The sequence below is a fragment of the Saccharibacillus sp. CPCC 101409 genome (genome assembly GCF_030518235.1).
In the GTDB taxonomy this organism is placed as follows: domain Bacteria; phylum Bacillota; class Bacilli; order Paenibacillales; family Paenibacillaceae; genus Saccharibacillus.
On record NZ_JAULSA010000006.1, the window covers coordinates 195,251 to 214,976 of the forward strand.

Annotated in this window: 15 protein-coding genes; 11 read left to right on the forward strand and 4 right to left on the reverse strand. The window is 59.9% G+C overall.

From position 1 onward, the window contains the following. Window positions 1-103: 103 nt before the first annotated feature. Complete coding sequence (gene manA / locus QWJ34_RS15200) at window positions 104-1,051, reverse strand: mannose-6-phosphate isomerase, class I (RefSeq protein WP_302729062.1); 948 nt, start codon at window positions 1,049-1,051, stop codon at window positions 104-106. A 102-nt stretch (window positions 1,052-1,153) separates the two neighbouring features. Continuing rightward, a complete protein-coding gene (locus tag QWJ34_RS15205; RefSeq protein ID WP_302729063.1) occupies window positions 1,154-2,056 on the reverse strand; it encodes an ROK family protein in 903 nt (300 codons plus the stop codon). 128 nt (window positions 2,057-2,184) lie between these two features. Between QWJ34_RS15205 and QWJ34_RS15210 the strand changes: the two genes are divergently transcribed. The 3 genes from QWJ34_RS15210 to QWJ34_RS15220 all read left to right on the forward strand — a co-directional run bounded on the left by QWJ34_RS15210 (window position 2,185) and on the right by QWJ34_RS15220 (window position 5,474). Further along, window positions 2,185-3,294 carry a substrate-binding domain-containing protein gene (locus tag QWJ34_RS15210; protein WP_302729064.1) on the forward strand — a complete coding sequence of 370 codons (1,110 nt, stop codon included), beginning with the start codon at window positions 2,185-2,187 and terminating at the stop codon, window positions 3,292-3,294. Window positions 3,295-3,470: 176 nt separating this feature from the next. Then, window positions 3,471-4,835 carry a hypothetical protein gene (locus QWJ34_RS15215; protein ID WP_302729065.1) on the forward strand — a complete coding sequence of 455 codons (1,365 nt, stop codon included), beginning with the start codon at window positions 3,471-3,473 and terminating at the stop codon, window positions 4,833-4,835. 147 nt (window positions 4,836-4,982) lie between these two features. After that, entirely contained in the window at window positions 4,983-5,474 is a 492-nt protein-coding gene (locus QWJ34_RS15220; RefSeq protein ID WP_302729066.1) for a copper amine oxidase N-terminal domain-containing protein, read from the forward strand. A gap of 184 nt (window positions 5,475-5,658) precedes the next feature. Here QWJ34_RS15220 and QWJ34_RS15225 read toward each other — a convergent pair whose 3' ends face one another. Continuing rightward, the gene (locus tag QWJ34_RS15225; protein ID WP_302729067.1) at window positions 5,659-6,018 is read right to left on the reverse strand and encodes a MerR family transcriptional regulator; all 360 of its coding nucleotides are present in this window, start codon (window positions 6,016-6,018) and stop codon (window positions 5,659-5,661) included. Between the two features lie 129 nt (window positions 6,019-6,147). Between QWJ34_RS15225 and QWJ34_RS15230 the strand changes: the two genes are divergently transcribed. After that, complete coding sequence (locus QWJ34_RS15230; protein WP_302729068.1) at window positions 6,148-6,804, forward strand: NAD(P)-dependent oxidoreductase; 657 nt, start codon at window positions 6,148-6,150, stop codon at window positions 6,802-6,804. Window positions 6,805-6,843: 39 nt separating this feature from the next. On the opposite strand, the gene QWJ34_RS15235 is transcribed toward QWJ34_RS15230, so the two are convergent. Beyond that, on the reverse strand, window positions 6,844-8,412 hold the full coding sequence (locus tag QWJ34_RS15235; protein WP_302729281.1) for a serine hydrolase domain-containing protein: 1,569 nt from the start codon (window positions 8,410-8,412) through the stop codon (window positions 6,844-6,846). A 306-nt stretch (window positions 8,413-8,718) separates the two neighbouring features. Here QWJ34_RS15235 and QWJ34_RS15240 point away from each other — a divergent pair, with 306 nt between their 5' ends. From QWJ34_RS15240 to dapA, 7 genes are all read left to right on the forward strand, one after another. After that, entirely contained in the window at window positions 8,719-9,480 is a 762-nt protein-coding gene (locus tag QWJ34_RS15240) for a TetR/AcrR family transcriptional regulator (protein WP_302729069.1), read from the forward strand. A gap of 85 nt (window positions 9,481-9,565) precedes the next feature. Next, on the forward strand, window positions 9,566-13,936 hold the full coding sequence (locus QWJ34_RS15245) for a 2-hydroxyacyl-CoA dehydratase (RefSeq protein WP_302729070.1): 4,371 nt from the start codon (window positions 9,566-9,568) through the stop codon (window positions 13,934-13,936). A 557-nt stretch (window positions 13,937-14,493) separates the two neighbouring features. Next, on the forward strand, window positions 14,494-16,575 hold the full coding sequence (locus QWJ34_RS15250) for a BglG family transcription antiterminator (RefSeq protein WP_302729072.1): 2,082 nt from the start codon (window positions 14,494-14,496) through the stop codon (window positions 16,573-16,575). Between the two features lie 14 nt (window positions 16,576-16,589). Then, on the forward strand, window positions 16,590-16,877 hold the full coding sequence (locus QWJ34_RS15255) for a PTS sugar transporter subunit IIB (protein ID WP_302729073.1): 288 nt from the start codon (window positions 16,590-16,592) through the stop codon (window positions 16,875-16,877). A 34-nt stretch (window positions 16,878-16,911) separates the two neighbouring features. After that, complete coding sequence (locus tag QWJ34_RS15260; protein ID WP_302729075.1) at window positions 16,912-18,183, forward strand: PTS ascorbate transporter subunit IIC; 1,272 nt, start codon at window positions 16,912-16,914, stop codon at window positions 18,181-18,183. A 29-nt stretch (window positions 18,184-18,212) separates the two neighbouring features. Continuing rightward, entirely contained in the window at window positions 18,213-18,809 is a 597-nt protein-coding gene (locus QWJ34_RS15265) for an SIS domain-containing protein (RefSeq protein WP_302729076.1), read from the forward strand. Window positions 18,810-18,827: 18 nt separating this feature from the next. Next, window positions 18,828-19,718: a 4-hydroxy-tetrahydrodipicolinate synthase gene (gene dapA / locus QWJ34_RS15270; protein ID WP_302729078.1), complete on the forward strand. Its 891-nt coding sequence runs from the start codon at window positions 18,828-18,830 to the stop codon at window positions 19,716-19,718. The last annotated feature ends 8 nt before the right edge of the window (window positions 19,719-19,726 follow it).

Below are 19,726 nucleotides of genomic sequence, written 5' to 3' on the forward strand. Positions count from 1 at the left end.
AATTAAAGAGGTTAAATTCGATTGAATCGAATAAAAAACCAAAAACCACTTAACGATAACGGGCATCGAAAAGTGGTTTTTGACATCCTGCGTTTTAAAAATCCTATTCCCAAGAAGAAATCGTCGTCAATTCCCCTTCGATCGAATAAGGCCCGAAGCCCGCCGGCAGGATGAAGTGATCGCCTTTTTGCAGCGGATATTCGCCGTCTTCGCTTCGGAGCGTGCCTTCGCCGTCGAGGATGCTGACGATCGTGTAGCGCTCGCGCGAGCCGAAGTTTGCGGCGCCGTCGACGGCCCATTTTTCCACGGTGAAGAATTCGTTCGAGACGAATTTGGTGATCGTCACGCCGTCCAGACGGTCGGTCTCGTATGCGCCGCCCGTGTAGGACTGCGGCACCGTGGTCACTTCGATCGCTTTTTCCAGATGCAGCTCGCGGCCCTGGCCGTTTGCGTCTTTGCGGTCGTAATCGTACACGCGGTACGTCGTATCCGAACTTTGCTGCGTTTCCAGCACGACGATGCCTTTGCCCAGGGCGTGAATCGTGCCGCTCGGCACATAGAAAAAGTCGCCCGGCTTCACTTCGATCTGCGTCAGCAGTTTGTCCCAGTCGCCGGCTTCGATCATGGACCGCAGCTCTTCGCGCGACTGCGCGTTGTGGCCGTAAATAATCGAAGCTCCCGGCTCGGCGTCGACGATGTACCAGCATTCCGTTTTGCCCAGTTCGCCGTTCTCGAATTCGCGCGCGTAAGCGTCGTCCGGGTGCACCTGCACCGACAGGTCGTCGGAAGCGTCGAGGATCTTGGTCAGCAGCGGGAACACGTCGGATTCGGAATCGCCGAACAGCTCGGGATGATCGTTCCACAGATCGCCCAGTTTGGCGCCGGCGTAAGGTCCGTTATGTACGACGCTCTGTCCGTTCTTGTGGCCGGACACCGCCCAGCATTCGCCGGTCTTGTCGTTGGGAATCTCGTAGCCGAACAGGGTGTTCAGCTTGGTTCCGCCCCAGATACGCTCCTGGAACACGGGGGTCAGGAAAATCGGTTCGCTCATGGATGATTCGCACTCCTTTTGGATGGGTCTATTGGTCGTTCCGTTTTCTTATTACCCGCCCGGCGCGCTTCGTGCGCAGGCCGCGGCGGGAACTTCGATCAATTAATACGCCTGATGCACCAGCGAAGCCGCGCCGATCAGGCCCGCGTTCTGGCTCAGCGCGGCCGGCACGATCGCCGTGCGGCGGCCCGCCGGGCTGAGCGCGTGCTGCGAGACGTAGCCGCGGATTGCGTCGAACAGCGGATCGCCGATCTGCGACACGCCGCCGCCGATGACGATCAGCTCGGGATCGAGCGTGTTGATGAGCGAGACGCAGCCCACGCCGAGCCGGCGGTAAGTCAGCTCGATCAGTTCGGTCATCTGCGCGTCCCCGGCGGCCGCCAGGTCGAACGCTTCTTTGGTGCTGACTTCGCGGCCGAGCGTTTCCGACGCCTGGCGCGCGATCGCCGTGCCCGACGCGATCTGCTCCCAGTAGCCGTCGGTGCCCGCGGCGCCCGGTTCGACCGTGATAAAGCCCACGTCGCCCGCGTTGCCGGATGCGCCGGTAATCAGCCGTCCGTGCATATAGATGCCGGCCCCGATTCCCGTGCTCACCGTGATGAAGATAAAGTTCTCCGCTTCGCGCGCCGCGCCCAGCCATTTCTCCGCCAACGTCGCCGCCGTCGCGTCGTTCTGGAAATGCACCGGCCATGCGCCGAAGTGCTTGCGCAGCTCTTCGACCACGCCGAAGCCGTGCCAGGCCGGCAGATTGGGCGGGCTGTCCAGCCGTCCGTGCTTGGCGTCGAGCGGTCCCGGCGCGCCGACGCCGATCCCTTTGACTTCGTCCGGCGAGACGTTCCGCTCGGCCAGCATGGCGTTTACCGCGTCCGCGACTTCGCCGATCAGCTGCGCCGGCTTTTTGTCCGGGTCGGTCTTGAGCGACGTTTGCGCCAGCACTTTCCCCGTTTCGTCCACCAGTCCGAGCGCGATCTTGGTTCCGCCGATATCGATTCCGATAGCGATCATCGTTATGCGTCCTCCATTTCTACTTGACAAAACTTGACGAAATTAAAAATTGTAAAGTAACATGGAATCAGCATACCACATTTTTTCGATACGGGCGAACAGCGTTTTGATCAAGGAGGTACGACCAAATGGCAAGACCGAAAAAAGTTTCGATGCAAAATATCGCGGACCGGCTGGGCATTTCGAAAAATGCGGTATCTCTGGCTTTGTCGGGAAAAAAAGGCGTGAGCGAGGAGGTGCGGCGTTCGGCCTTGGCGGCGGCGAAGGAGCTAGGCTACGGACCGTCCGCCGAATCCGGCCGGACCGTCCGCAGCAGCCGGAACGTGCTGGTGCTGGTGCCCGAGCGGGTCGTCAGCTGCGCGGACAACGAACACTTCCACTTTTTCCACGACATGCTGTGGATTCTGGAAGAAAGCATCCGGGCGCGCGGCTGCAATGCCGTGATCGCGCGGATCGACGGGGATATGGAGCGCAATCTCGCGCTGCCCGGGCTGTTCGCAGACGTGGAGCATATCGGCGTGATCCTGTTCGGCATTATCGACAAGCCGTATGCGCGCATGGTCTGGGAAAGCGCCGCCCCGCTCGTGATGCTGGACTCGTATTACCGCGACCTGCCGTGCGCGGCGGCCGTATCGGCCAATACGGAAGGCGCGGAAGCGGTCGTCCGCCGGCTGATCGCGGAAGGGCACCGCGAGATCGGCTTTATCGGGCCGGCCAACCTGACGACCAGCCAGGAAGAGCGCTGGTTCGGCTACTGGCGCGCGATGCGCGAAGCCGGACTGCCGATCCGGCCGGAGCATACGCTGCTCGAAGCCGGCGGCTTCGGCGAAGCCGAGAACGAGCGCGAGATCGGCGAGTTTCTGGAGCGGATCGCCGCGGACGGGACGGCAGAAGACGGGACGAAGCGGAAAAAGGCGGCCGGAGCCGTTTCCGGCGAAGCGGGACGAACGGCGGACGGTTTGTCCGCGAAGCTTCCGACCGCGTTCTTCTGCGGGAACGACCGCATCGCGCTGCTGCTGATCCGCCGCCTGCGGGCGCTGGGCGTCGCCGTGCCTCGGCAGGTTAAGGTCGCGGGCTTCGACGGACTGAAACAGGCGGTCGAGCAGGAACCGGGCCTGCTCACTATGCGGGTAGACAAACGCAGGATGTGCGAAGCCGCGGTCGAACTGCTGCTCGGCGGATACGGGGCGAAGAGGGAAGCAGTGCGCTGGGCGGCGGCGGGCATTCCGGCCGGCTGACAGGCGACGCAGGCATGTTATTCGAGATTGTAATTCTTGTCGTCGATATGAATTTGCGGTTTCATAAAGGGTTTTTTCTTGTTTTTGGAGGTTCGCGATGGATAAGACGGGTAATGGGTAGAAACGTTCGCTTTGTCGCTTGATCGCGTTAAATAAACAAGCAAGGGGGACTTGCGATGTTAAAAACGCTGTATATGTCCTGGGCGAGGTCGGGGTTGTCGGCTATCGCCCTGCTGCTGTTTCTTCCGCTGGCGGCCGCCTGCGGAGCAGGCGAAGCCGAAGTCGCCGAGAGCGCGTCGGGCCGGACGGTAAACACATCCGGCACCGAAAGCGAGTCGAAGACCGGTTCGTCCAAGTCGGGCGCGCAGCGAGGCGGCGCGTCTTCGGACTCCTCGGCGAAAGATGCCGCGTCCAAACCGAGCGGGCTGTATGCCAGCCATTCGCTCGATCTGAACGGCGGCAGTAACTGCGGCGGGGTATGCTGGAGCGAGCTGTATTTTGTCGACGATACGCATGTCGTAACGGAGCTGCCGGAAGGCGGAGTGGACGATCTGGACTGTTCGTCCGGCGAATGCGCGACCTATCGGGCGGAAGGCGGCAAGCTCGAACTGAGCAGCGGCGAGACGTATTCGCTGGCCGTCAAGTCCAACGGCGACCTGACGCTCGACGGCGAAGATTATATCCGCTACAAACCGCTTGCCCGCCTTGAGCTCGACGGAACCTATCGGGCGAGCGGCTACGCGGGAGGAGCGACAGGAGGCAGGGGAGTGGAAGACGTCTATGTATTCCGTGCCGACGGCACGTTTACCAACCGGAATTGGACGGGAGTCGCTTCCGACGGATCGGAGAACGGAGGCGACGGGACCGGGACTTCGACCACGATCGCGGGCGGTTCGGAAGCTTCCGGCGCATACAGCGTTTCGGGGTATACCCTGAATTTGACCTACGAAGACGGGAAGCGGGAGCGGAAAATGTTTTTCGCGTCCGGCCAAGACTACGACTTCCTGCGTATCGGCAGCGGCGATTACGTGCTTGAGGAACCGATCGCGCCTTATCAGAACGTACTGGTCGAAGAAGGCATGGCCGACAAGGAAGTGTTCAAGGAGCGGACGCCGAATTTCAAAGAATCGTTGGGCGGCATCGAGCTGGAACTGGTCGGATACCAGTGGGCGAACCTGACGATCAAGGAAGCTTATCAAAAGAATTTCAGCGATTTCGAAGATAGCGGCGCAGTCGAATTGACATTGAAATATACGATCGCGAACCGCTCCGGACAAACGGTGGATCTGGACGCGCTGAACAATACGATGGAGCTGAGCGGCGGCCTGAACGCTTCGCTGCAGGAAACGACCGCCTTTCGGCCGAAGACCGACGGCCGGCTCAAACCCGGAGCGCGCGCCGAACGGCTGGCCGTTTTCCTGTTCCCCGCCGACCTTTTCGACGAGATCGACAGTATGTCGCTGACGATCGGGAATATGCGCTCGGCCGGCGGCCGGGATCTGTTCGAAGGCAATCGGATCGAATTTTCCGTGTTCGATTGAGAGCCTGCCGGCTTGCTGTAAACAAAACTTTTTCCGAAGTCTTTCAAAGCTGCAACTTATTTTACCGCGGAAAGGTTTATATATAGAAGGTAGGGCGTTTTTATGAGCGCCTTTTAAAACCGCATCTATTAGAGGAGGACTTTTCCCATGAAAAAAATTCTGATTGCATCTCTGCTGGGCTCCGCCGTGCTGGGCGCTTCCGCCGCGCAGGCCGCTCCGGCGACAACGCCTGCCGCAGCCGCGAAGGCGCCTGCCGCGACAACGACCGCTTCCGAACCGGCAGCCATGATCTACGGCAACGACGGAATGGTTACGCCGAGCGCATATCCGTACTTTATCAAAAGCACGCTGTATGCGACCGCAGACGTCATCAAACAGCTCGATATCGACGGCCTGAGCATCTCGTGGGATAACAAAACGAAAAGCTACACGTACATGAAAGACGACCACAAAGTCGTGATCAAAGCCGACAGCAATGTCGCCTGGGTCGATGGCAAAGAAGTGAAGCTTCAAGGATCGGCCACCTTCAAACGCGGCGTGCTGCGCGTTCCGGTCGGCGTAATCGTCAAAGGCGTAGGCGAGAAAGCCGTATGGGACAAAGCGAACAAAACATTGTGGATCGGCGATTCGATCAAGTAACGAACGCCGGAGCGCAGCTCGCCGGGCCGGTGTTCGGCGGGGGCCGAACGCAGCCTGGCGGTAACAAAGAAAAGAACAGGATCGTTCCCGAGAGGGACGGTCCTGTTCTTTTTTGCGTATCGCTGTGTCCGGAAACTCGCTTTTTCAAACCGAAGAAGCTGCCGGGAACAATTCGGGAAGAAAGCTACGAACCCGACCTGCTTTTCAAAAATGCGATTTTCCCGTTTACGATATCCCGAGTTTGCCGCAGTTGTTCGATATTATGCTCGATTTTGAGTTTATGCTTCTCGAGATAATCGAGTCTTTCGGCGTCGCCGGCGTGCTGTTTGCCGATAAATTCCGCCGTTTCGATCCCGATCGCTCGCAGGTGTTTGATCAGAATCAGCCACTCGATATCTTCTCCGGCGTACTTTCGGTAGTTGTTGACGTCCCTGGCGATATGCTGGAGCACCCCTATTTTCTCGTAATACCGCAGCGTATCTTTGGACAATCCGGTCAGCTCGATCGTTTGCCGGGTCGAATAATAGACTTCTTCGGCATCCATTTCACAATCCTCCTCTTGCTGTGGTGTCGACTCCATACTTTATATTTGAAATATTAGCGGCCGAATAGAGCGAAGTAAAGAACGGCCGCTTTGAAGAACATGAAACCGACAGCATTGGAGGAGTTGGAAATGGAACTGCCGCAATCGATATTTTTGGTATTCGGCGCCACGGGGCGAACCGGCCGGCATTTTGTGGACATCGCGCTTGAAGAAGGTCATCGGGTAAAAGCACTGGTCAGAAGTCCCGGGAAAGTTCGGCGGCAGCACGCAAACCTGGAGCTCGTCGAAGGGTCCGTCGCGGATGATGAACATTTGGACGAACTGCTGCAAGGCGTCGATGCGGTGATCTGTATGCTCGGCAATGCGCGGGAACAAAGCAAGAATTTGGTCAACACCGCTTTTTTCAAAAAGCTGATCCCCGCCATGCGGCGGCAGGGAGTCAAGCGTCTGCTTTACCAGGCAGGAGGCTTTACTCGACCGTATAAACGAAACCTGCCGCTGGCCAGCCGGATTCTCAAAAGCGTGCTGCTCCGCCCCGCGGGCCTGCTCGGCCAGCATCGGGACAATGAAGCCGTGATCGAGTACCTGGTCGAAGAAGCGCAGGACATCGATTGGACGGTGCATCGCGCCAGCATCACCTCGGACGGTCCTTCAAAAGGAACGGCGCAAAGACACCGAACCAAATTCAGCCTGCTCACGTTCGAAGATTGCGCCAGATACAACTACCGGCTCTTGAGCGACGATTCCGCTATTCATACTTACGATCTGAGCCGTTACGGCGGATGAGTTTACGGAGGAAAAGTGAAAAACGGTTGCCGGGTAGGCTCAAGCCGCCCGGCTTTCCGGTACGGCCGGCACCGTGCGTTTGCGTCCGGCAATCGCCGCGAGCATGAGCGCCAGCTTGATCGCTCCGGTGGCAAACAGCAGCCACGGCAGACCGGCCAATCCCCAGCCGATGCCGGGCGCCCAGGTCACGACGACGTTCCACGGCGCGAGTCCCGATACGAAGCGCAGAAGCAGCAGCGGGAAAGCGGCGTTGCAAACCAGCAGCAGCACTGTATTCAGCGCGATCTTCCAGGGAGCGGGGCGGAACGCTTTTCTCCAGCGGAAAAGACTGCGCACCGACCAGGCAAACAGCAGCGCCATGACGACGACCGCGCTGTCCGCGATCGCATACAGTTTAACGAAATCCGGCAGGCTGTCCAGCGCCGGCGTTTGCCCGTGCACCAGATCGTCCAGCCCCGGAAGAATGCCGGCATAGCTGACGATCAGCGGATCGACGGAGTTGGCAAGAACGAAAAAGCCGTAGCCGTCGCGGATGCGCATTTCGGAATACGTATTCTCGGTCGTGCCGTTATGCGAAAGCGAATCGCCGGCGCTCACCCAGCCCATCCCGTAAAAAGAACCCCCTCCCATATCCGCGGCCGGCGCGTGCATGCGCTGGATACCGTCTTCGGACAGCAAACGCGTGCCGCCCATAGTGCCGCCGTTCATCTGCATGATCAGATATTTGGACATATCTTCCGCCGTGGAGACGAGATAGCCCGAAGGCACCGTGCCGGAATGATGCATCAGCCGCGTGGGCACGGTCAGTCCGAAGACCGGCTGATGGCCCGAAGGCGGCCGCAGCTCGGAGTGTTCGGACAATCGGACAGCCGCCCGTTCCGGCGAAGAGAAGCTGTCGTTCATCTCCAGCGGACGCATAATGCGTTCTTCGATATAATCCCCGTACGTTTCTCCCGATACCTGCTGCACGATCGCGCCGAGAATATTGTAATTGAGATTGGAATACTGGTAACCCGCTCCGGCGGGCTGCGTCTGCGAGACCCGCTTCAAGCTGCGGACATGCTGCATCAGCGTGCCGTTTCCTTCTCCCAAAAAGGCGACGCCGTCGTAGGTGGACAGTCCGCTCGTCTGATGCAGCAGGTCGGCGACGGTGATCCGGCCGGAAGCGGCGGCATCGGCCAGACGGAAGTCCGGCAAATAATCCGCAACCGGCGCGTTAAGGTCGATCCGACCGTCTTCGACAAGCTGCATGACCGCCAGCGCGGTAAAAGACTTGGTCGTCGAGCCGATCGGAAGCGGCGTTTGCGGCGTCATCGGTCCGGCTCCCGGCCCGGCGCTGCCGTAGCCCTGCGTGTAAAGCACTTCTCCGCCCCGGACGATGCCGATCGCAAGACCGGGAATATGCAGGCGCTCCATCGCGGCTTCGGCGTAAGCGTCGATCTGCTCCGGCGTCCAGCTGCTCTCGGCGGAGACGGTATTCGATTCCGCCGGCCGCGACGCCGGAGCTTCTTCGCCAGCCGCCGCGGCGGCGAATGCCGCTCCGATAGGCTGTATGGCGCAGACGCCGAGCAGCAGCCCGGCCAGCAGTATTTTGAACTTCTTGGTCATATTCAATTCGATCTTCCTTCCGGTTTCCTTTTTTATGTATCTGTTCGTTTCTCGACTTTGTCGTTTCTTTCTCTCCGCGTTCCTCAGCGCCTCGTTTATTGTAACGAATCGGTGCATGCCGCAAATCGGCCGCCGGCCCGAAATCGGGGTCCGTCTCCCGGACGCGAGCGTACTGAACCCGGGTCCGGACGCAAACTTGTTTATCCGACACCAAACCGTCAAAAAGTAAAGTGAGTACTTACTTATCCGTATGCGCCGGAAGAGATAAAATAAAGGAAAAAGCAGACAAACGAAGGAGGACGACCGATGACCTATCCGCTAAAAGAACTGCTTAACGCGCCTTTGGAAGAGCAGGGCAGCCGCAAAGCGCCGAGCGCGATCGACCGCAGAATTCTGGACGCCGCGCTGGAAGTGTTCGCCCGCTGCGGTTACCAGGGCGCCAAGACGCTGGAGATCGCGAGAACGGCCGGCGTATCGGAGAAGACGCTGTTTCAGCATTTTAAAAATAAAGAGCAGCTGTTCGTCGCGGCCGTCCATCCGTCGCTGCTCGACGTGATCGATCCTCTTGTTAAGCTGAGTTGTGAAGATAATCACTTGGGCCGGTTCGATTTTGAACAAGAACGCCCCGATTCCGCGCCGTTCCGTGCCTGGGAAACGCCCGAGCACGATAAGGAGGAAGCATTTCGAGCCGCCGCCGAGCCGCCGGACACGCTCATGCGTCGAATCCGGGCGATCGGGCTGGAACGGCTTTCTTTTGCCAAAGAAAATCCGGATACGGTCAAGCTGACGCTCCAGGAGATTCTGCTGCGGGACGAATACCGGGAAGCGGTTACGGGACTGTGGATGGAACAGCTCGCGCCGCTCATCGCCCTGTCGATCGAAGCGGGCATGGACGAAGGCGAAATTCGCCGGCTTCCGGTCGCGACGGTCATGCGGGTACTCGTTCCGGTGCTCGCCTCCTACGCCATGATCCGTTCGCAGCTCGTTCCGGACGGGGAGTGGGACGATACCCGGGAGATGGACATGATGCTGGATATCCTGTTCAACGGGCTGCGGCCGAGAGAATAGAACGATGATCGAAAACGGATCGAGTATGCAAAATCGCCATATCTATATGCAGACCAAGTCCCAGCGAAGAAAGGATGAATGCACGATGCCGATTCATATCGGTCTGGACGTCGGTTCGACCACGGTAAAGCTGGCCGTATTGGACGAGAATTTCGAGCTGCGGCTCGGCAAATACGAGAGACACTATTCAGATATCCGCGGAACGGTGAAGCGGGTGCTGGAAGAAGCCTGCGCGATTTACGGGGAAGGCGGCGCGGACGGTGAGAAAGCCGGCGGCGAGTGCCGCATCTGCGTCACAGGTTCCGGCGGCATCGCCGTGTCCAAATGGCTGGAGCTGCCGTTTATCCAGGAGGTGGCGGCCGGGGCGGAAGCGGTGGAGCGTTTTATTCCGCATACGGACGTCGCGATCGAGCTGGGCGGGGAAGATTCGAAGATCACGTTCTTCGAAGCGACGGTCGACCAGCGGATGAACGGTTCGTGCGCGGGCGGAACCGGCGCGTTTATCGACCAGATCGCGGCGCTGATGCAGACGGACGCGGCGGGGCTGAACGAGCTGGCGAAAGGAAGCCGCACGCTGTACGAGATCGCGTCGCGCTGCGGCGTGTTCGCCAAGACCGACGTGCAGCCGCTGCTCAACGAAGGGGCGGCGCTCGAAGACATCGCGGCGTCGGTGCTGCAGGCTGTCGTCAACCAGACGATCGGGGGACTGGCGTGCGGCAAAAAGATCGCGGGGCATATCGCGTTTCTCGGCGGTCCGCTGCATTACCTGGACGAGCTGCGCAGCCGCTTCGTGCAGACGCTCAAAGTCCCGCCGGAGCGGATCGTACTGCCGGAACGGCCCGAGCTGTTCGTGGCGAAAGGCGCGGCCGTCGCCGCGCTGCGCGAGCGGCCGGTGGATCTGCGGCAGCTCGAAGCGCGGCTGCCGGATCTGCTCCGGGCGCGAGAAGAGAACGGGGAGCGGCTGGACCCGCTGTTTGCGAGCCGCGAAGAGCTGGACGCGTTCCGCGAGCGCCACGCGAACAACCGGATCGCGCGTGGCGATCTGTCGGAATTCCGCGGCCGCTGTTATCTCGGCATCGACGCCGGATCGACGACGACCAAGCTCGCGCTGATCGACGACGAAGGGCGGCTGCTGCATTCGCATTACGGCGCAAACGGCGGGCGTCCGCTGCAATCGGTGGCCGAAGCGCTGCGCACGCTGTACGCCCGCATGCCGGCGGGCGCGGTCATCGCGGGCACGACCGTGACCGGCTACGGCGAAGGGCTGGTCAAGTCGGGGCTCGGCGCCGACTTCGGCGAGATCGAGACGGTGGCGCATTACAAAGCGGCGGACTTTTTCCTGCCGGGCGCGGACTTTATTCTCGATATCGGCGGACAGGATATGAAGTGCCTGCGCGTCAAAGACGGCGCGATCGACAGCATCCTGCTGAACGAAGCGTGTTCGTCGGGCTGCGGCTCGTTTATCGAGACGTTCGCGGAATCGCTGCGCATGAACGTGCGCGACTTCGCCGAAGCCGCGCTGCTGGCCGAGCGGCCGCTCGATCTGGGCTCGCGCTGCACCGTGTTTATGAATTCGCGCGTCAAGCAGGCGCAGAAGGAAGGCGCGACGCTGGGCGATATTTCGGCCGGGCTGTCCGGCTCGGTCGTGAAGAACGCGCTGTACAAAGTGATCAAAGTGCGCGGCCCGCAGGATCTGGGCAGCCGCATCGTCGTGCAGGGCGGCACGTTCCACAACGACGCGGTGCTGCGCGCGTTCGAACGCGAAGCGGGACGCGACGTGGTGCGGCCGGATATCGCCGGGCTGATGGGCGCGTTCGGCGCGGCCCTGATCGCGCGCGAGCGCGGCGCCGAACTGCTGCGCAGCGGCATCGCCGGAGTCGGCGAGCTGCGACAATTCCGCGCGGATTCGTCCATGCGCCGCTGCGGGCTGTGCGGCAACAACTGCATGCTGACCGTCAACCGGTTCGAAGACGGCCGGGAATATATCACCGGCAACCGCTGCGAACGCGGCGCGGGCGGGGAGAAAGATCCGGACGGGCTGCCGAATTTGTTCGAATACAAGCTGGATCGGCTGTTCGGCTACAAATCGCTGGCGCTTGACGAAGCGAAAAGAGGCCGGGTCGGCATCCCGCGCGTGCTGAATATGTACGAGAACTATCCGTTCTGGCATACGTTCTTTACCAAGCTGGGCTTCCGCGTCGAGCTGTCTCCGCGCTCGTCGAAGAAGATTTACGAGCGGGGATTGGAGACCATCCCGTCGGACACCGCCTGCTACCCGGCCAAGCTGTCGCACGGCCATATCGAAAGTCTGGTCCGGCGCGGCGTGGACCTGATCTTCTATCCGTCGCTGCCGCGCGAGCGCAGCGAGACGAAGGGGGCGGACGACCATTTCAACTGCCCGGTCGTCTCGTCGTATCCGCAGGTGCTCGGAGCCAACGTCGATTCGCTGCAAGGCGGCAAAGTGCGCTATCTCGCGCCGTTCCTGCCGTTCGACGATACGAAGAAATTGGCGCAGCGCCTGACCGAAGAACTGGCCGATTACGGCGTCACGGCGGCCGAAGCGAAAGAAGCGGTCGCCGAAGCGCGGCTCGAAGAGCGGCGTGTCCAGGCCGATATCCGCGCCAAGGGCGAAGAAACGATCGCCCGGCTGCGTCGGGACGGAGAGATCGGCGTCGTGCTCGCCGGACGGCCGTACCATCTCGATCCCGAGATCCATCACGGCATTCCCGAGCTGATCGTCAGCCTCGGCATGGCCGTGCTGACCGAAGATTCCGTCTCGCATCTGGGCGAGCCGGACCGGCCGCTCACCTTCGTCGACCAGTGGATGTACCACTCGCGGCTGTACGGCGCCGCCGACGCGGTCGTCAAAAACGACTGCCTGGAATTGGTGCAGCTCAACTCGTTCGGCTGCGGCCTGGACTCGATTACCGGCGACCAGGTGGCCGAACTGCTTCAATCGTCGGGCCGGCTGTATACGCAGCTCAAGATCGACGAAGGCTCGAACCTGGGCGCGGCGCGCATCCGGCTGCGCTCGCTCAAAGCCGCCGTGCTGGAGCAGCGCGCCCGCGGCGAAGCGGAGCGCGCGCAGGCCGAACGGGCTTCGCTGCCGCCGGCGTTTACGCGGGAAATGCGGCTGACGCATACGATCATCGCGCCGCAGATGTCGCCGATGCACTTCGATCTGCTGGAAGAAGCGTTCGGCGCTTCCGGCTACCGGCTGGAAATACTGCGCGACGCGGGCGGCGTCGCGATCGATACCGGGCTGCGCCACGTCAACAACGACGCCTGCTTCCCGTCGATCATCGTGACCGGCCAGCTTGTGGCCGCGCTGAAGTCCGGCCGCTACGATCCCGAGCACACATCGGTGCTCATTACGCAGACCGGCGGAGGCTGCCGGGCGACCAACTATATCGGCTTTATCCGCAAAGCGCTGCGCGACGCGGGCTTCCCGAACGTGCCGGTCATCGCGCTCGGCACCGCGCCGACCGCGGAGCAGCCCGGCTTCAAGCTTACGCCGGGACTGCTGCACCGGGCGCTGATGGCGATCCTGTACGGGGATGCGCTGATGCGGGCGCTGTACCGCACGCGTCCGTACGAAGCGCAGCTCGGCGCCGCGGACCGTTTGTACGAATCGTGGATCGAACCGTGCAAACGCTCGATCCGCAGCGGCTCGCTGCGTTCGTTCCGCACGAATATTACGCGCATCGTGCGCGAATTCGACCGGTTGGAACTGCTGGACCTGCGCAAGCCGCGCGTCGGCGTGGTCGGCGAGATCCTGCTCAAGTTCCATCCGGACGCCAACGGCAATCTGGTCGAGCTGCTGGAGCGCGAAGGCGCGGAAGCGGTCATGCCCGACCTGATGGACTTCTTCCTGTACTGCTTCAACGACGGCGGCTTCAACGCCCGGCATCTGGGCGAGTCGCTCGGCAAGCGCTTCGCGGGCGCGGCTTTCACCAGCGTGATCGAGTGGTACCGCCGTCCGCTGCGGGCGGCGCTGGACGCAAGCGAGCGTTTCTCTTCGCCGATTCCGATCGGCGAGCTGGCGGACAAAGCGAGCGGGATCGTCTCGCTCGGCAACCAGTGCGGCGAAGGCTGGCTGCTGACGGCCGAGATGCTCGAACTGCTCGAAGGCGGCGTCGACAACGTCGTCTGTCTCCAGCCGTTCGCCTGCCTGCCGAACCATATCACCGGCCGCGGCGTGTTCAAAGCCGTCAAACGCCTGCACCCGCAGGCAAATCTCGCGGCGGTCGATTACGACCCGAGCGCGACCGAGGTCAACCAGCTTAATCGCATCAAGCTGATGCTGTCCACCGCGATGAAGACGCTGCGGACGAGCGAAACAGAGCCGCCGGCTCCGGCATTAGCGACCCCGGCTCCGGCGACCTCGACGCCCACAGCCGCCGCGGCGAGTTTCGGCGAACTTACGGGCGCCGAGCCCGCCGGTTCGGGCGACTGAACCGTTCGTTAACCAAGGGAAGGCCCGTTTTCTTGAGGACCTTCGCGATTCCGCGCGCAAAAGCGCCGGAAGCGCGAAGGTTTTTTCGCTTTTCGCCGCCGCGACCGGATGCAAATATCCACTTTATTCGCGTTTCCGGCGCTTTTTCAGCCTTCCAATCGAGAATAAAGTGGATTTTCGCGCTTCATCTTCGTTCCGGCGTCCCTGCCTGTATAAGGAAATGGATTTTTGCATTTGCTCCGGGTTTGAATCCAATTATGAAGAGCGGTGCGCCGGTTAGGCTTGGAATCCGGTGCACCGGCGGCGAGCGGAAGCCTAAGGCGTGTACGCAAACTCCGAAGGAAGCAGATTTAGCTGAGTTTGCGTACAAGGCCCAGTATTGAAGTGAAACAAGCGCGGATTCCAGCAGTTAATTTTTGTCCGCTCCCCGAACAAAAGTCGGACCGAAATAGAATTGAAAGCGCTAACCTCCTCGCCTAGAATAAATGTCGAGGAGGGAAACGCAAAAAAGAAATCCGCGATTATGATAAACGGGAGTCCGGAAAGGGGGACGGCAGATGGATAAAGAAATCGTATCGATTCTTCGGGTCCTGCTGAGCAGCACGGTCGTCACGGCCGAAAGCCTGCAGGAAGAAACGCGTTCTTCCAAGCGGCAGATTACGTACCGGATGAACAAGATCAACGATATTTTCAAAGAGCGCAAAGCTCCGCCTATCGTGCTGGGGGCGCAGAAAGATACGCTGATTCCCAAAGAAACCAAAGAAGCGATCAAGGAAATCCTCGACCGGAAATATTCCAAAAACAATTATTACCTGAGCAAAACGGAACGGCTGTTGTATATGTATCTGATCTTGTTCATCGACCTGGAGGACGTATCGATCCATCACTTTATCGATTCGCTCAAGGTCAGCCGTTCCACCGTGAACCTCGATTTCAAAGACCTGATTCCCGAGCTTGCTCAAAAAGGCATCGAACTGAAAAACAACCGCACCAACGGCTATTACTTGGCCGGTTCGGAGATGGAAATCAGGCGGGTGCTGATCCGCAGCGTGATCGAAAGCCTGGCCGCCGAAGAAAGTTCGAGAGTGCTCGACCTGTTTATCGAAGAATACGGGCTGGACAGCTTCGAGACGTCGAAGAAGCGGATTACGGAGCTGGTGCGCAAACACGAAATCGGCTTTGTCGAAGACCGGCTGGTCGAGTTCATCTACATTTTTATTTTGATGAAAGCCAGAATGTTCTCGGGCAATCCCAAGGCTCCGGAGCGGATCGATATTCCCAGCGTCGCGGTCATGAACTCGATGAAAGAATACCGGTTCGCCGAAGAACTGCTGGAAACGCACGCGGAAGCAGACAGGATCGAACCGCACGACGTGATGTATATCGGAGCGTGGATTCTGGGCACTTCCGTCGGCAACCCCGAAGAAGATACCCGGGACCGCGCCGTGATTTGGGATATGGTGACCAAGATGACGACCAAGTTCGAATATTTGAGCGGGGTGCATTTCCTGAATCGCGACAAGATCTTCAAGCAGCTGTACTCGCATTTCAGACCGGCTTATTACAGACTCCTGTTCAAGATGCCGATCTACAATCCGCTGTGCGAAAAAGTGAAAGAAGAGTACCGCCTGGTGTACCGGATCGTCAGCAACGCCACCAAAGAGTTCTACAGTTTGTTCGGCGAGGAGATTCAGCAGGAGGAACTGGCGTACCTGACCATGCACTTCGCGTCCGTGTTCTCCAACCGCAAAGAGCTGGATATCCTCAAAAAAAGAACGGCGCTGATCGTGTGTTCGAACGGGGTGGGCAGCTCGGCGATCCTGTATGCGGAACTGACGAATCTGTTTCCCGAACTGCATGTGCTGCCGCCGCTGGAATCCGCCGAACTCAGCCGCTGCGCCGGGTCCGCGGATATCGTCTTTACAACCGGTTACAAAGCGGAAAGCCTCGATATCGGCGTGCCCGTCGTCAAAGTCAGCCCCGTGATGACGCAAAAAGAAAAATATAAAATCGCGCGCGAAGTCTATATTCAACTGGGCGACATTTTCTTGAAGCAGCCCCGGATCGACGAAGTGATGGATATCGTGCGCAGGCATGCCCGGATCTCTTCCGAAACGATGCTGTCCAACGAACTGCTGTCCTATTTTACGCAAATCGAGAATTTCACGCCCAAAGGAGAAGAAGACCCGATGCTGAACGATCTGGTTGACGAGAATTTAATCAAACTCAAGGTGCCGGCCCGGAACTGGGAGGAAGCGATCCGGCTGTCCGCGTCCGTGCTGGTCGAGAACGGCAAAGCCACGCAGGGATACGTCGATGCGATGGTCGAAGCCGCGAGGGAATCCGGCGCTTACATCGTGATTACCAAACATGTGGCGCTGCCGCACGCACGGCCGAAAACGGGCACCAGGCAGATGGCGATCGGCATCGCCACGCTGGAGACGCCGATCGAGTTCGGCCATAAGGGCAACGATCCCGTCAAATACGTGATCTCGCTGAGCGCCGTCGACAGCAGCAGCCATCTGCGCGCCATGTCCGAGCTTGCCGAGCTGCTGGAGATGGACGAGTTCTACCAAACGCTGGACAACGCCGCAAACGCCGGGGAAATCATCGATTTTATCAAAGCTCAGGAACTGTAAAAGGAGGAGTCGTCATGTATAAAATTCTGGTTGCATGCCGGGCGGGCGTCGGATCGAGCCTGATGCTCAAGATCAAGACCCAGCAGGTTATCAAGGAAAACAATTTCCCGATCGAGGTGGAGCACGGTTCGCTGGATTCGCTGAACGGGTTCGACGGGGACGCGGTGGAAACGCTGATCGACGTGGCGGAAGAACTGCGCGGCAAAAATCTCAAGATCGATATTATCGGCATCCACAATGTGGTGGACCGCAGCGAGATCAAAGCCGCACTGGAGAAATTCCTGGCATCCAGGCAAAAATAAGCGCCGGAACCGAATCGGGCGAGGAGGAACGTAAGTGGATTTCATTATCAGTTTGTTAAGCACGCCCGCCGTGCTGCTGGGGGTTGTGGCTTTTGTCGGCCTGGTGCTGCAAAAGAAATCGGCGACCGAGGTCTTCACCGGCGCGTCGAAAACCCTGATCGGGTTCCTGATCTTCGGCATCGGCGCCGCGGCCATGACCGGGGCGCTGCAAAACTTCAACAAGTTGTTCCAGTACGGCTTCGGCATCACCGGCGTTATCGCGTCGCCCGAAGCGGCGACGGCGCTCGCGCAGAGCACCTACGGTTTCGAAGTATCGCTGACGCTGATCCTGGGCTTTGTGCTCAACCTGGTGTTCGCGCGCATCACGAAGTTCAAAAATATCTTCTTCACCACCGGGCACAGCCTGTTCTTCTCCTGCGTGCTGGTGCTGATTATGAGCGCGCACGGATTCGACCGCACGACCACGATTATCGTCGGCGGCACGATTCTCGGCTTTATGTCCGCGGCGCTGCCGCAGTTCTGTCAGCCGTTTATGCGCAAGATGACGGGCGGCGACGAGCAGGCGATCGGCCACTTCAACATGATCGGCTACGGGCTGTCCGGGTATATCGGCCGCCTGTTCTCGAAGTACGAGCACCAGACGACGGAAACGATCAAATTTCCGAAATGGCTGTCCATCTTCCGCGATTTCCTGATGGGCCTGGCGATCGTGATGCTGATCCTGTTCTACGTCGCGACGCTCAAAGCGGGCCAGGCGTTCACCCAGGAGCTGGCCGGCACGCAGCACTGGCTGGTATTCCCGCTTGTGCAGGCGTTCACATTTGTTGCGGGCATGTCCGTGCTGATGACCGGCGTCCGCATGTTCCTGGCCGAGATCACCGCGGCGTTCGTGGTCATCTCCGAAAAGTATATCCCGGGTTCGCGTCCCGCGCTGGACGTGCCGACCGTATTCCCTTATGCGCCGAACGCGGTCATTGTAGGCTTTATCTGCGCCTACGCCGCCGGTTTGCTGGCGATCGTGGTCATGGCTTCGTTTCCGGCCGTATTCCCCGTCGTGATTATCCCGGCCGCGCATATCTGCTTCTTCTCGGGCGGGACCGCCGCCGTATTCGGCAACTCGTCTGGCGGCTGGAGAGGAGCGGTCGCCGGTTCGTTCGTGGTCGGGCTGCTGCTGGCTTTCCTGCCGACGATCCTATATCCGGTCTATGGCACGCTTGGTATTGAAGGCGCTACCTTCCCTAATATTGACTACAACGTGATTGGCACGCTTCTGCACAGCATTCTGCAGTTTATCAAGCCTATCTGACAAGTATGAGGCTGCAAGGAGGATAAGTCATGATCCCGAATACGCTGCCCGACTTTCTGGGCAATCTGCACAGTGAAATTTCCCGCCTGATTATCTCGATGGACCAGGCCGCGATCGGCCGGGCCCGCGACCTGATCTTCCAGGCGGAACGCGGCGGCGGCCGCGTCCATGTGACGGGGATCGGCAAGCCCGGCCATGTGGCCGGCTACGCCGCTTCGCTGCTGTCGTCGACCGGCACGCCGGCTTACGAGCTGCACGGCACCGAAGCCGTGCACGGCTCGTCCGGCCAGGTGCTGCCCGGCGACGTGGTGATCGCGATCTCCAACAGCGGAGAAACGGAAGAACTCAAAGCGACGATCGAGACGCTCAAGCGCAACGGGGCGAAGATTATCGCCGTTACCGGCAATCCGTCTTCCTGGCTGGCGGACCGGGGCGACGAAGTGCTGGTCGCCGGCGTGAAAACGGAAGGCGATCCGCTCAACAAGCCGCCGCGCGCTTCCATCGTCGCCGAGATCATTATGCTGCAAAGCCTGAGCATTCTGCTTCAGGACGAGAAAGACCTGACGCCCGAGAAATACGTCAAGTGGCATCCGGGCGGGACGCTGGGCAAGTCGGTGAACAAGTAGAAAACGGAGGCGAGGACTTTGCTGCAAGCATCGCAAATCAAAGGGATCATCGCCGCGATGGTCACTCCTTTTGACGACAATCGGGAGATTCACGCGGCAGCCGCCGGACAGCTGGTCGACAGGCTGATCGGAGCGGGAGTCGCCGGAATCTTTATCCTCGGAACCAACGGGGAATTCCATATGCTGAGCGAAGCGGAGAAGCTTGCTTTTGCGGAGATCGTGATTCATCAAGTCGGAGGCCGAGTACCGGTCTATGCGGGTGCCGGAGGCAACAGCACGAAAGAAGTCGTTCGCCTGGCCAGGGAAATGGAGCGGCTCGGCGCGGACGCGCTGTCGGTCATTACGCCGTACTTCCTGCCGCTGACCCAGGCGGAACTTGCCGGTCATTACCGGGCCGTGGCGGAATCCGTCTCGACCCCGATCGTGCTCTACAACATCCCCAAGAACACAGGCATGAATCTGGAACCGGAAACGGTGCGCGAGCTGGCCCGCATCGGCAATATCGTCGGAATCAAAGACAGCAGCGGCAGCCTGGAGCGGATCGAGCGTTATGTGGAAGCGTCGGCGGGAGAAGAATTCGTTGTGCTGTCCGGCTCCGATTCGCTGATCCTCAAAGCGCTGAAAGCCGGCGCGTCGGGCGCGATCGCGGCCACGGCCAACCTGATTACCGAACTGGACGTGTCGATCTACGACCATTACGTCAACGGCGATCTGGACGCCGCCGAACGGGCGCAGGCAGAGATCGAACCTTTCCGCGCGGTATTGAAGCTCGGCACCGTGCCGTCGATCCTGAAGAAGTCGATCGAACTGTCGGGAATTCCGGTCGGTCCGGCCCGCGCTCCGGTCGGCACGCCGGGCGAAGAAACGGTGCGACGAATCAAAGATATGCTGGGGCATTATCATCTATAATACCGGAG

Excerpts from the sequence above, each read along its gene's own strand:
- manA (WP_302729062.1), bottom strand. The coding sequence starts at position 1,051 with ATGAGCGAACCGATTTTCCTGACCCCCGTGTTCCAGGAGCGTATCTGG.
- QWJ34_RS15205 (WP_302729063.1), bottom strand. The coding sequence starts at position 2,056 with ATGATCGCTATCGGAATCGATATCGGCGGAACCAAGATCGCGCTCGGA.
- QWJ34_RS15210 (WP_302729064.1), top strand. The coding sequence starts at position 2,185 with ATGGCAAGACCGAAAAAAGTTTCGATGCAAAATATCGCGGACCGGCTG.
- QWJ34_RS15215 (WP_302729065.1), top strand. The coding sequence starts at position 3,471 with ATGTTAAAAACGCTGTATATGTCCTGGGCGAGGTCGGGGTTGTCGGCT.
- QWJ34_RS15220 (WP_302729066.1), top strand. The coding sequence starts at position 4,983 with ATGAAAAAAATTCTGATTGCATCTCTGCTGGGCTCCGCCGTGCTGGGC.
- QWJ34_RS15225 (WP_302729067.1), bottom strand. The coding sequence starts at position 6,018 with ATGGATGCCGAAGAAGTCTATTATTCGACCCGGCAAACGATCGAGCTG.
- QWJ34_RS15230 (WP_302729068.1), top strand. The coding sequence starts at position 6,148 with ATGGAACTGCCGCAATCGATATTTTTGGTATTCGGCGCCACGGGGCGA.
- QWJ34_RS15235 (WP_302729281.1), bottom strand. The coding sequence starts at position 8,412 with ATGACCAAGAAGTTCAAAATACTGCTGGCCGGGCTGCTGCTCGGCGTC.
- QWJ34_RS15240 (WP_302729069.1), top strand. The coding sequence starts at position 8,719 with ATGACCTATCCGCTAAAAGAACTGCTTAACGCGCCTTTGGAAGAGCAG.
- QWJ34_RS15245 (WP_302729070.1), top strand. The coding sequence starts at position 9,566 with ATGCCGATTCATATCGGTCTGGACGTCGGTTCGACCACGGTAAAGCTG.
- QWJ34_RS15250 (WP_302729072.1), top strand. The coding sequence starts at position 14,494 with ATGGATAAAGAAATCGTATCGATTCTTCGGGTCCTGCTGAGCAGCACG.
- QWJ34_RS15255 (WP_302729073.1), top strand. The coding sequence starts at position 16,590 with ATGTATAAAATTCTGGTTGCATGCCGGGCGGGCGTCGGATCGAGCCTG.
- QWJ34_RS15265 (WP_302729076.1), top strand. The coding sequence starts at position 18,213 with ATGATCCCGAATACGCTGCCCGACTTTCTGGGCAATCTGCACAGTGAA.